At 69.7% G+C, this 11874-nt stretch carries 10 protein-coding genes; 5 read left to right on the forward strand and 5 right to left on the reverse strand.

Going from position 1 to position 11874, the window contains the following annotated elements; all coding sequences use genetic code 11:
- Nucleotides 1-245 precede the first annotated feature (245 nt).
- Nucleotides 246-1808, reverse strand: a complete 1563-nt coding sequence (locus tag ACRDSK_RS26425) for a dolichyl-phosphate-mannose--protein mannosyltransferase (RefSeq protein WP_431443994.1) — start codon at nt 1806-1808, stop codon at nt 246-248.
- A 161-nt stretch (nt 1809-1969) separates the two neighbouring features.
- Between ACRDSK_RS26425 and rsmI the strand changes: the two genes are divergently transcribed.
- Nucleotides 1970-2821, forward strand: coding sequence for a 16S rRNA (cytidine(1402)-2'-O)-methyltransferase (rsmI, locus tag ACRDSK_RS26430; protein WP_431443995.1), 852 nt, complete (start codon nt 1970-1972; stop codon nt 2819-2821).
- Between the two features lie 53 nt (nt 2822-2874).
- Nucleotides 2875-3852 carry an aldo/keto reductase gene (locus ACRDSK_RS26435; RefSeq protein WP_431443996.1) on the forward strand — a complete coding sequence of 326 codons (978 nt, stop codon included), beginning with the start codon at nt 2875-2877 and terminating at the stop codon, nt 3850-3852.
- 43 nt (nt 3853-3895) lie between these two features.
- On the opposite strand, the gene ACRDSK_RS26440 is transcribed toward ACRDSK_RS26435, so the two are convergent.
- The 3 genes from ACRDSK_RS26440 to ACRDSK_RS26450 form a co-directional block, all read right to left on the reverse strand.
- On the reverse strand, nt 3896-4660 hold the full coding sequence (locus tag ACRDSK_RS26440) for an ABC transporter permease (RefSeq protein WP_431443997.1): 765 nt from the start codon (nt 4658-4660) through the stop codon (nt 3896-3898).
- Nucleotides 4650-5675, reverse strand: a complete 1026-nt coding sequence (locus tag ACRDSK_RS26445) for an ATP-binding cassette domain-containing protein (protein WP_431443998.1) — start codon at nt 5673-5675, stop codon at nt 4650-4652. Before ACRDSK_RS26445 ends, ACRDSK_RS26440 begins: the two co-directional genes overlap by 11 nt.
- A 72-nt stretch (nt 5676-5747) precedes the next feature.
- Nucleotides 5748-6356: a PadR family transcriptional regulator gene (locus ACRDSK_RS26450; RefSeq protein WP_431443999.1), complete on the reverse strand. Its 609-nt coding sequence runs from the start codon at nt 6354-6356 to the stop codon at nt 5748-5750.
- Between the two features lie 61 nt (nt 6357-6417).
- Between ACRDSK_RS26450 and metG the strand changes: the two genes are divergently transcribed.
- The 3 genes from metG to ACRDSK_RS26465 all read left to right on the forward strand — a co-directional run bounded on the left by metG (nt 6418) and on the right by ACRDSK_RS26465 (nt 10998).
- Nucleotides 6418-8211 carry a methionine--tRNA ligase gene (gene metG, locus ACRDSK_RS26455; protein WP_431444000.1) on the forward strand — a complete coding sequence of 598 codons (1794 nt, stop codon included), beginning with the start codon at nt 6418-6420 and terminating at the stop codon, nt 8209-8211.
- A gap of 146 nt (nt 8212-8357) precedes the next feature.
- Entirely contained in the window at nt 8358-9182 is an 825-nt protein-coding gene (locus tag ACRDSK_RS26460; protein WP_431444001.1) for a TatD family hydrolase, read from the forward strand.
- A 283-nt stretch (nt 9183-9465) separates the two neighbouring features.
- A complete protein-coding gene (locus ACRDSK_RS26465) occupies nt 9466-10998 on the forward strand; it encodes a transglycosylase family protein (RefSeq protein ID WP_431444002.1) in 1533 nt (510 codons plus the stop codon).
- A 53-nt stretch (nt 10999-11051) separates the two neighbouring features.
- On the opposite strand, the gene ACRDSK_RS26470 is transcribed toward ACRDSK_RS26465, so the two are convergent.
- Nucleotides 11052-11874: WD40 repeat domain-containing protein (locus ACRDSK_RS26470; protein WP_431444003.1), on the reverse strand; the 823-nt coding region annotated here is incomplete at its 5' end.

Raw genomic sequence — 11874 nt, forward strand, 5'->3', positions numbered from 1 at the left:
CGGATGGCACAACATCGCCAAAGGCCTACGCCACATGAGCCGCAACCCCACCCGACCCCTCACCCTGCTCGGAATCCCCACCTGACCACAACAACGACTTTGCCGACCCCCTGACCCTCTCCGGGGGGCGGCCCCGGTTCCAATTCTACCGGTGACCACTGACGATCCGGGTTCGCAAGATCCACATGTGGACAAGTCGGCTTGTTGTGGACAAGTCGGCAATTGGGGACAGGGCAGGGCAGGGGTCAGCGCCACGAGGGGAGCCACAGCTCCGCGTTCCAGTGGCCTTCGGTGATCGAGTCGCCGTTCAGGATGGGCCACAGCCAGATGAAGTTGGCCACGACCACACCCACGTACAGCGCCACCACGAACAGGCCCGTGCCCCGCCGCTCGTAGCCGTCGGCTGCCGGGCCCAGGATCTGGCCAAGCACCAACACCAAACCCAGCACGAGGAAGGCCGCCAGCGGCGTCGCGTAGAAGAAGTACATCTGGCGGTCGAGGTTGGTGAACCACGGCAGCAGGCCCGCGAGGTAGGCGACGACGACTGCGGCGTAGCGCCAGTCCAGCCGGCCGATCATCCGCCACAGGCCCCAGCCCAGCACCGGCAACGCGAGCCACCACATCGCCGGCGTGCCCACCAGCATGGTCGCCGACACACAACGGTCCTCGCCGCACGTGACGGTGCCGCCGTCGTAGTAGTAGAGCATCGGGCGCAGCCCCATCGGCCACGTCCACGGCTTCGACTCCCACGGGTGCTGGTCCTTCGCGGGCGTCACCAGGTTCTCGTGGAAGTCCAGCACGTTCCCCGAGTACTGCCACAGCGACCGCAACGCTTCGGGCACGAAGTCGTACCAGCCGTGGTGGCCGGCTGCGTCGGCCAGGTGCCGGTCGACGGCCGTCTCCGACCCGAACCAGCCCCACCACGTCGTCAGGTACACCAGCAGCGGGACCGCGAGCAGGCCCCACAGGCCCGGGGCCACATCCCGGACGAGCGCACCCTTCCACGGCGAGGAAACCCCGGCCGAACGCCGCGCGGTCGCGTCCCAGATCACCGTCAGCAGGCCGAACGCCGCGATGAAGAAGACCCCGGACCACTTCGTCCCGCACGCGAGCCCCAGCGACACCCCGGCCGCGAACCGCCACCAGCGAAAGCCCAGCCGCGGCCCGAACCGGGACTCGGTCGCCCAGCCCTCGCGGACCGTCAGCGCCAGCCGAGAACGCACCTGGTCGCGGTCGATCAGCATGCAGCCGAACGCCATGAGCACGAAGAACGCCAGGAAGATGTCCAGCATCCCCATCCGGCTCTGCACGTGCGACAGCCCGTCGCAGATCAGCAGCACACCCGCGATGGCGCCCAGCAGCGTCGACCGGGTCAGCCGGCGCGCGATCCGCACGATCATGAGGATCATCAGCGCCCCGGCGAGCGCCGCGGTGAACCGCCAGCCCCAGCCGTTGTAGCCGAACAGCCACTCGCCGACCGCGATGAGCTCCTTGCCCAGCGGCGGGTGCACGGTCAGCTCATAGGCCGGGTTGTCCTCGTAGCCGCCGTTGCGCAGGTACTCCCACGCCTGCGGCACGTAGTGCTTCTCGTCGAAGACCGGGGTGCCCTTGTCGGTGGGGAAGCCCAGGTTCTGCAGGCGCACGAAGCCGCCGAGCAGCGCCAGGAAGCCGGCCACGAGCCAGCCGCGCAGCCGGTCGGTCGGCATCGGCTTGCCGATCAGGTGCACCTCGGCGAGGTCCGCCTCCGACAAGGGCCGGCCGCCGGACGTGCTCGGCGACTCGGCCGGCCTCGTGGCGACAAGACTCACGGCGGGAATCGTAGGCGGCCCCGCGTGCGGTCCGCGTCGGTATCGGCTTCATCGCGCGCCGACGGTCGGTTCCGACTATGTTGAGCGCGTCGGGTCCGGAATTCTCGCGCGGCAGGGGCCCTGTTGCCGGCGCGGAGGGCCGTGAGTGTTCACTTGGGTCGATGGCTCCGCTGGACACTCACGGCCTGCTCGTTCTCGCCGCCACCCCACTCGGTGACTCCCGGGACGCCTCGCCGCGCCTGGTCGAGGCGATCGGCGCCGCGGACGTGATCGCCGCCGAGGACACCCGCCGGCTCCGCTCGCTCGCCGCCGCGCTCGGCGTGACTCCCACCGGCCGGGTCGTGAGCTTCTACGACGCCGTCGAGACCGCCCGCCTCGACGGCCTCGTCGGTGCGATCGAGCAGGGGCAGACCGTCCTGCTGGTGACCGACGCCGGCATGCCCAGCGTGTCCGACCCCGGCTTCCGGCTCGTCGCCGCGTGCGTGGCCAAGGAGCTGCCGGTGACCTGCCTGCCCGGCCCGTCGGCGGTCACCACCGCGCTCGCGCTGTCCGGGCTGCCCTGCGAGCGGTTCTGCTTCGAGGGCTTCGCGCCGCGCAAGGACGGCGAGCGACGCCGCTTCTTCGCGAACCTGGCCGCCGAGCCGCGCACCGCGGTGTTCTTCGAGTCGCCGCACCGCATCGCGGCCACGCTCGCACTCGCGGCCGAGGTGCTCGGCGCGGACCGGCGGGCGGCCGTGTGCCGGGAGCTCACCAAGACCTACGAAGAGGTCCGCCGCGGCGGGCTCGCCGAGCTGGCCGCGTGGGCCGGGGCCGGGGTGCGCGGCGAGATCACGGTGGTACTGGCCGGCGCCGTGCCGGCCCCGACCGCGGACCTCGCCGAGCTGGTCGACCGGGTGAGCGAGCTGGTCGACGCCGGCAGCCGGCTCAAGGACGCCGCCGGCGAGGTGGCCGCCGAGGCCGGCGTGAGCCGCAAACAGCTCTACGACGCCGTACTCGAGTCCCGCCGGGGTTGACCTGGAGTGCGGACCAGGGTGTCTCCTGGACGCGCACCGGCAATCAAGGAGGGATGATGCACAAACGCAAGCTGGGCGAGCTGGAAGTGTCGGCCCTCGGGCTCGGCTGCATGGGGATGTCCGAGGTCTACGGACCGGTCGACGACACCGAGTCGATCGGGGTCGTGCACCGGGCCCTCGACCTCGGGGTCACGTTGCTCGACACCGCCGACGTCTACGGCACCGGCCACAACGAGGAGCTGGTCGGTCGCGCGATCGCCGGCCGTCGCGACGAGGTCGTGCTCGCCACGAAGTTCGGCATCCGCGAGGTCGTGGGCGGCGGTGAGGTCCGCGTGGACGGCAGCCCCGCCTACGTCCGGGCCGCGGTCGACGCGTCGCTGCGCCGGCTCGGGGTCGACGTGATCGACCTGTACTACCTGCACCGCCGGGACCCGAACACGCCGATCGAGGACACGGTCGGCGCGATGGCCGAGCAGGTGGCCGCCGGCAAGGTGCGCCACCTCGGGCTGTCCGAGGTCAGCGGCGACACGCTGCGCCGGGCGCACGCGGTACACCCGATCACCGCGCTGCAGTCGGAGTTCTCGCTGTTCAACCGGGCCGTCGCGGACGACCAGGTGCCGGTCTGCCGCGAGCTCGGCATAGGTGTGGTGCCCTACTCGCCGGTGGGCCGCGGCCTGCTCACCGGCAGGTCGTTCGACACCTTCCCCGACGGCGACTTCCGCCGCGGGCTGCCGCAGTTCCAGGGCGAGAACCTGGCCCGCAACATCGCGCTGGCGCAGCGGGTCCAGGGCATCGCGAAGACCCTGGACGTGTCGCCGGTCCAGGTCGCGCTCGCGTGGCTGCTCGCGCAGGACGAGCACCTGGTGCCGATCCCGGGCACCAAGCGGGTCCGCTACCTGGAGGAGAACGTGGCCGCGGCCGACGTCGAGCTGTCCGCCGACCAGCTCGCGGAGATCGACTCGGCCGTGCCGGCCGAAGCCGTGGCCGGCGACCGGTACACCGCCGCCGGAATGGCGGCGGTCAACCGGTGAGACGATCCCGGCGCCTCGCGGGGAGGCGGGGCGCCGGGACCGCTCAGGCGTTCTCGCGCTGGAAGGTGCGCGCGCCCCACCAGACGGTCAGCACGGTGAGCACGAAGACCACCACGCTGCCGGTGAGCAGCCCGTCCACGGTCAGGTCACCGCGGAACGCCGCCCGGTCCGCGTCCATGATGTGAGTGAACGGGTTGATCTTGGACAGCGTGTACAGCCATTGCGGAGCGAGCCCCTGCGTGATCGGGATCAGGATCCCGGACAGCAGGATGATCGGCAGCAGGATCGTGTTCAGCAGCGGGACGAACGCCTCCTCGCTCTTGAGCACCAGCGCGACCGCGTAGGACGACGAGGACAGCGCGACGCCCAGCATCAGCACGATCACCACGCTCAGGGCCACGCCGCCGATCGGCGCGCGCAGGTCGAAGAACACGAACGCGATCACCAAAATCAGCAGCGCCTGCACCAGCAGCTGCACGACGCCGTTCGCGACCTTGCCGAGCAGCAGCGCCAACCGGCGCACCGGCGTCACCCGCATCCGCTCGAGGACGCCGTTGCGCAGGTCGGCGAGCACCCCGAACCCGGCGAACATGCTGAACAGCCCCAGCTGCAGCACGAGCGCGGGAGTGAGGATCACCCACGCGTTGCCGGGCGGGAAGCCCGGCGTGCTGCTGACGATCCGTTCCATCAGCGGCCCGAACAGCACGAGGTAGAGCACCGGCTGCATGATGCCGATGCCGATCCACGCCGGGTTGCGCAGCGACAGCGTCAGCTCCCGGCGGAACACGAGCCAGATCTCACGAAACACCGGCGGTCTCCTTCTCGGTGCTGCTGCCACCGTCGCTGCCACCGTCGGCCTGCTCGGCCGTCTCCTTCTCGGCGTCGCGCAGGGTGCGGCCGGTGAGCGTCAGGAACACGTCGTCCAGCGACGGTCGGTGCACCTGCACCGAGGTGATCGGGACGTCGGCCGTGTCGAGCGCGCGCAGCATCTCCGGCAGGGCGGTGTCGCCGCGCGGCACCCGGAAGCGGACCATCTCGTCCACTGTGGACACCTCGTGTGCGCCGGGCAACGTGCCGGCCACCTCGGCGGCCGCGGCGACGTGCTCGGCCGGCACGCCGACCTCGACCCGGTCGCCGGACACCTGGGACTTCAGGTCGCTCGGGCTGCCCTCGGCGACGATGCGGCCGTTGTCGATCACCAGGATCCGGTCGCACAGCGCGTCGGCCTCGTCGAGGTAGTGCGTGGTCAGGAACACCGTCGTGTCGTGGTCCTCTCGCAGCGACCGGATGTGGTCCCACAGGTTGGCCCGGCTCTGCGGGTCCAGCCCGGTGCTCGGCTCGTCCAGGAACACCAGCCGCGGGTCGTGCAGCAGCCCGAGCGCGACGTCCAGCCGGCGACGCTGGCCGCCAGAGAGCGTCTTGCAGAGCCGCTGGTCGAGGTCGGCGATGTCCAGCATCTTCGTCAGCTCGCCGCTGCGGCGCACCGCGTCGGACTTGGACAGGCCGTAGAACTGCGCCTGCAGCACCATCTCCTCGATGACCTTGAGCTCCGGGGTGGTGCCGCCGCCCTGCGCGACGTAGCCGATCCGGCGGCGCACGCCGAGCGGGTCGGCGAGCAGGTCGCAGCCGCTGACCGTGGCCTTGCCGGCCGTGGGTCGTAGCAGCGTGGTGAGCATGCGCAGGGTGGTCGTCTTGCCGGCGCCGTTCGGGCCGAGGAAGCCGACCAGCTCGCCGGCGGACACATCGAGGTCGACTCCCCGCACCGCCTCGACGGAACGGCCACGGGACTTGAAAGTCCGGGCGAGGCCGCGTGCTTCGATCATGTTCGTTCCCCCTTCTAGTCAAGTTTGACTAGCGGCAGCATGCCGTGTGGGCGCCACACGAGTCAAACTCGATTAGTGAACCGAGCCCGGTTCGCCGAAGGCGGTGCCGGGATCATCGGCCATCACATACTCGCCGGATTCCAGGCGCGACACCAGGCCCTCCAGCCAGGTGAGCATCCCGTCGATCATGGTGACCCAGAGCCGGTACAGCTCCTCGACATGCGCCGGCTGGCCCCAGTCCGTGCCGTGGTCGAGCAGGTCCTGGGCGTTCGCGCGGCGCCCGCGCAGCTGCGTCACCTGGTGGTGCAGCAGGCTTAGCGCGCGGGCGCGGGGGAGCGTAGGCAGGAAGGTCACGGCCGCGACGAGCCGGTAGGAGCCCTGCGTGGACTCGTCGGCCTCCGACAGGCTCTTCGCGAGCAGCAGCTGGAACTCGGTCTCGCCGTCCGGCGTCAGCTGGTAGGCGGTGCGGTCCGGCCCGCGCGCCTCGTCGTCGGCGTCGGTGCTGACCTCCTCGAGCAGCTTCTCCTTGGCCATCTTCTTGAGTGCGTGGTAGATCGACCCGGGCGCGACGTTGGCCCACTTGTCCGCCGACCACGTCAGCAGCTCGCGGCGGACCTGGTAGCCGTGCGCGCGGCCGTACATGCGCACGACTCCCAGCACGAGCAGGCGCGTGGCCGACACCCTTCCTCCCACGAGTAATCCGGTTCGAGCCGGTAGGACACTGTCCGTAGGCTAAGCGGACATGAGCATCCCCGTGTTGACCGCGGTGGCCTGGCCCTATGCCAACGGCCCCCGCCACATCGGCCATGTGTCCGGATTCGGTGTCCCGTCGGACGTCTTCTCCCGGTACATGCGCATGGCCGGGCACAAGGTGCTCATGGTGAGCGGCACCGACGAACACGGCACGCCCATCCTGGTGCAGGCCGACAACGAGGGCCGGACCGCGCGCGAGACCGCGGACAAGTACACCCGCCAGATCGCGGGCGACCTCGAGGGCCTCGGGCTGTCCTACGACCTGTTCACCCGCACCACGACCGGCAACCACTACAAGGTCACCCAGGACCTGTTCCGGGGGCTGTGGAACAACGGCTACGTCGTGCCGAAGACCCAGCTCGGCGCGATCAGCCCGTCGACCGGTCGCACCCTGCCCGACCGCTACATCGAGGGCACCTGCCCGATCTGCGGCTACGACGGCGCGCGCGGCGACCAGTGCGACAACTGCGGCAACCAGCTCGACCCGGCCGACCTGAAGAACCCGCGCTCGAAGATCAACGGCGAGACGCCGGTGTTCATCGAGACCGAGCACCTGTTCCTCGACCTGCCCGCGTTCGCCGGCGCGCTCGGCGACTACCTGTCCAGTCGCAACGACTGGCGGCCGAACGTGCTCAAGTTCAGCCAGAACCTGCTCGACGACCTCAAGCCGCGGGCGATCACCCGCGACCTCGACTGGGGCGTCCCGGTTCCGCTGGACGACTGGCGGGACCTGCCGATGAAGCGGTTCTACGTGTGGTTCGACGCGGTCATCGGGTACCTGTCGGCCAGCGTCGAGTGGGCGCGCCGGTCCGGGAACGACGACGCGTGGCAGGAGTTCTGGACCAACCCGGAGGCCCAGGGCTACTACTTCATGGGCAAGGACAACATCGTCTTCCACTCGCTGATCTGGCCGTCGCTGCTGCTCGGCCAGAACGGCGCGGGGGACAAGGGCGGCGAACCGGGCGTGTTCGGCACGCTGAACCTGCCGACCGAGGTCGTCTCCAGCGAGTTCCTGAAGATGAGCGGCGCGAAGTTCTCCACCTCGCGCGGCACGGTCATCTACGTGAACGACTTCCTGCGCGAGTTCGGTCCGGACAGCCTGCGCTACTTCATCTCGGTGGCCGGCCCGGAGACCCAGGACGTCGACTTCACCTGGGAGGAGTTCGTCCGCCGGATCAACTTCGAGCTGGCCAACGAGTGGGGCAACCTGGTCAACCGGTCGATCTCGATGGCGCACAAGAACGTCGGCGCGATCCCGCGGCCGGACCGGCCGGAGCCGGCCGACGAGGAGCTCAAGGCGCTGTCGCGCGCCGCGTTCGACACCGTGGGCGGACACCTGCGCCGGTCGCGGTTCAAGCAGGCGGCCGGCGAGGCGATGCGCGTGGTCGGCGCGGCGAACAAGTACATCTCCGACCAGGAGCCGTGGAAGCGCAAGGACGACCCGGAGCGCCGCGACACGATCCTGCACACCGCGCTGCAGGTCGTGCAGGACGCCAACACGATGCTGACGCCGTTCCTGCCGCACGCCGCCCAGAAGGTGCACGAGGCGCTGGGCGGCACGGGCGTGTGGGCCGCCCAGCCGGAGCTGCGCGAGGTCGAGGACCTGGACGTGGCCGGCCGGATGAACCCGATCCTCACCGGTGACTACGCCGCCGAGCAGGCCAGCTGGGAGTCCACGCCGATCGAAGTGGGCCGGCCGCTGCAGAGCCCGACCCCGCTGTTCGCCAAGCTCGACCCGAAGCTCGGCGAGACCGGGCCCGAGTGGGCGCCCATCTCCTCGTGAGCAAACGTCAGGGGGAGCCCGTGAGCGAGAGCGACGGAGCGTCCGCCGTCTGGACTGACGAGCGCGCGCAGGCGCGCCAGCGCCGAGCACGTGAGGAGGGAAGACGGCGGGTAGCGGAGAAGCGAAGCGAACCATCGGCACTGCCCATGCGGGAGCGGCTCCCCGCGCCGATCGTGGACGCCCACACGCACCTGGACGCGTGCGGGGCAAAGGACGCCGCCGACGTGACGGCTCTCGTCGACCGGGCCGCCTCGGTCGGCGTCGAGCGGGTCGTCACCGTCGGGGACGACCTGGCGAGCGCTCAGTGGGCCGCTGCGGCCGCGACATGGGACCCGAGGGTGTTCGCCGCCGTGGCCGTCCACCCGACGCGCACGGCTGCGTTCTCGGACGCCGACCGCGCCGTGCTGGAGGAGCTGGCCCGCCTGCCGCGCGTGGTGGCCGTCGGCGAGACGGGGCTCGACTACTACTGGGACTACTCGCCGCCTGCCGCGCAGCAGGAGGCGTTCCGCTGGCACATCGACCTGGCCAAGCGGGTCGGCAAGCCGCTGATGATCCACGACCGCGAAGCGCACGAGGACATCTACCGGATCCTCGAGGAGGAGGGCCCGCCGGAGACGGTGGTGTTCCACTGCTTCTCCGGCGACGCCGAGTTCGCCCGGCGGTGCGCCGACCGCGGGTACGTCCTGTCGTTCGCCGGAACCGTGACTTTTCGCAACGCGCGGGCACTTCGTGACGCCGTCGCGGCGGTTCCCGTTTACCAGTTGTTGGTGGAGACCGACGCGCCCTTCTTGACACCCCATCCGTACCGGGGGAGGCCCAACGAGCCCCATGGCGCTGCGTACACGATCGAGGACATCGCGCAGCTCAAAAGGGTGGACCTCGAGGGGCTGTGTGCAGCCGTAAACGCGAATGCCGATCGGATCTTCGCCCTTTCGGACGCTACCCAAGGTGATTTCAGTGGTGACGACTAGTGATCAATGGGATGAACGGGCGACCCCCGCTGCTCCATTCGTGGCGTGACCGGGGTCACGACACTCGACGCGGTGTTTGCGCAACCTGCCCGGCACCGTTACTGTCCCGTGACCGGAGCCGACCCGCTGTCGTGTCGGTCTTCGAAGTCGGGGCAAGAGATGTCGGGCCGGCCATCTAGTCAGGTGGTCACCGGCGTCTGGGATGACCAAGCGATTGTCGTGAACGAAACGCGTTGGCCGTACGTAGTTGGGTACGGTCACGGCGTTCTGGAGGTATCGACTCTTGAGCGGAAATAGATCCGGCGACTTCGGCGGTTCTACGGGCAGCGGGTTCGCGGACACCGACTGGTTCACGCCTGTCGATGGGTCCGGCGGCCCGGCCACCGCCGTGCTCGACGACGACTTCCGCGCGTGGCGCTCGGAGTTCCCGGACTTCTATGACGAGTTCGGCAGGGACTCCAACGACCTCGACGGGTACTCGGGTTCGCTGACGATCACCCCGAACGACGTGCGCACGGCGCTCGGCCCGCAGGCCGACGACCTGATGACGCAGGCGAACCTCGACGTCGACGAGCTCATCCGGCTGATCAACGCGGAGACCACGGTCCTGCCGATCATCCCGGACGAGCTGTCGGGCCAGCGGGTCCGCGCGCTGCCGATGACCGAGGGCGAGCAGCCGCTGCCCGGGGTCGCGACCGGCGTCAAGCGCTGGAAGAAGACCGTCCTCAAGGCGACGATCGCGTCGATCCTGGTGTCGCTGATCGGTGGCGGCGCCGCGGCGATCGCGATGAACAAGTCGGTCACGGTCGACGTCGACGGTCAGGCCCACGAGGTCAACACCTACGCCGACACCGTCGGCGAGGTGCTCCAGGACGAGGGTCTCAACGTCGGCTCGCACGACGCCCTCTCCCCGTCCCCCGCCGCCAGCGTCGACGACGGCGACAAGATCGTCCTGCAGCGCGGTCGCCAGCTCGACGTGACCATCGACGGCGAGAAGCGCGAGTTCTGGGTGCGCGCCACGACCGTCCGCGATGCCCTGAAGCAGATGAACGTGGCTGCCGAGGGCGCGTGGATGTCGGCCGGGATGGACAGCGAGGTGCCGCTCGACGGCATGGCGCTGGAGATCAAGACCGTCAAGGGCATCACCCTTTTCGACGGCGGCAACAAGCCGAAGGCGATGGAGACCACCGCGGTCACCGTCCAGGAGCTGGTCGACGAGCTCAAGATCAAGCTGGGCCCGGACGACGCGATCACGCCTGGCGGCAAGCTCAAGGTCACCGACGGCGCCGAGATCCGGATCACCCGCAACGGCGTCACCGTGGTGAACCGGACCGAGAAGGTCCCGCCGCCGGTGCAGGAGGTCGAGGACCCGGACGCCATGGAGGGCACCGAGGTCGTGCTCGACCCGGGCGCTCCCGGCCAGCGGATCGCCACCTACCGGATCACCGTGAAGAACGGCCAGGAGATGGCCCGGACCGAGATCGGTTCGAAGGTCACCAAGCAGCCGAAGCCGAAGGTCGTCCGGGTCGGCACCAAGGAGCCGCCGCAGCCGGTTGTGTCGGACGGCGAGGTGTGGGACCAGCTTGCGCAGTGCGAGTCCGGCGGCAACTACGCCATCAACACCGGCAACGGCTACTACGGCGGCCTCCAGTTCGACGAGCAGACCTGGAATGCCTACGGCGGCGACCAGTACGCCCCGCTCCCGCACCAGGCCTCGCGCGAACAGCAGATCGCGATCGCGACCAAGGTCCGCGACGACCGCGGCGGCTACGGCGCCTGGCCCGCCTGCTCTTCCAAGCTAGGCCTGCCCCAGTAAGTTTCCTTCTGCGCCACCGAGCCCGGACTCACCGAGTCCGGGCTCGGTGGCGTTCAGGCCTCGAAGGTGGGTAGCGGACCGAAGGTCTCCGCCGGTAGCCGGTTCAGCCGCCCGTTTTCGCTTACGACATAGCCGAGCCAGCGCCATGCACCGTTCGTCGCCCCGATGAGTTCGTCCGATTCGGCGTCGAACACCGCCTTTTCTTGATCGGGCAGCATCGCGATCACTAGACCTGCTTTCTGGCCGTCGGCATCCCAGATCCTCGCGGTCGCGTAGCCGCCGGTGAGGATGCGGGTGCCATCGGGTGACCACGCCACCGCGAACACCAAGCTGGTGTTGCCGGTGAGTTGGTGGGTGGGTTGGCCGGTGTCGGCGTTCCAGATCTGGGCTGGCATGTTGGCGCTGGCGGTGAGGATGCGGGTGCTGTCGGGTGACCACGCCACGGCCTGCACCCAGTGGGTGTTGCCGGTGAGTTGGTGGGTGGGTTGGCCGGTGTCGGCGTTCCAGATCCGGGCTGTCGAGTCGGCGCTGGCGGTGAGGATGCGGGTGCTGTCGGGTGACCACGCCACCGCTCGCACTTCGCTGGTGTGGCCGGTGAGTTGGTGGGTGGTTTGGCCGGTGTCGGCGTTCCAGATCTGGGCTGTCGAGTTGGCGCTGGCGGTGAGGATGCGGGTGCCATCGGGTGACCACGCCACGGCTCGCACCCAGCCGGTGCCGTGGAGTTGGTGGGTGGGTTGGCCGGTGTCGGCGTTCCAGATCTGGGTTGTCGAGTTGGCGCTGGCGGTGAGGATGCGGGTGCTGTCGGGTGACCACGCCACGGCCTGCACCCAGTGGGTGTTGCCGGTGAGTTGGTGGGTGGGTTGGCCGGTGTCGGCG

The organism is Actinophytocola sp., from assembly GCF_050699915.1.
Taxonomy (GTDB): Bacteria; Actinomycetota; Actinomycetes; order Mycobacteriales; family Pseudonocardiaceae; genus Actinophytocola.

What these genes read in the sequence shown, in the direction of transcription:
- rsmI (WP_431443995.1), top strand. Translation starts at nt 1,970, where the DNA reads ATGGCTCCGCTGGACACTCACGGCCTGCTCGTTCTCGCCGCCACCCCA.
- ACRDSK_RS26435 (WP_431443996.1), top strand. Translation starts at nt 2,875, where the DNA reads ATGATGCACAAACGCAAGCTGGGCGAGCTGGAAGTGTCGGCCCTCGGG.
- ACRDSK_RS26445 (WP_431443998.1), bottom strand. Translation starts at nt 5,675, where the DNA reads ATGATCGAAGCACGCGGCCTCGCCCGGACTTTCAAGTCCCGTGGCCGT.
- metG (WP_431444000.1), top strand. Translation starts at nt 6,418, where the DNA reads ATGAGCATCCCCGTGTTGACCGCGGTGGCCTGGCCCTATGCCAACGGC.
- ACRDSK_RS26460 (WP_431444001.1), top strand. Translation starts at nt 8,358, where the DNA reads ATGCGGGAGCGGCTCCCCGCGCCGATCGTGGACGCCCACACGCACCTG.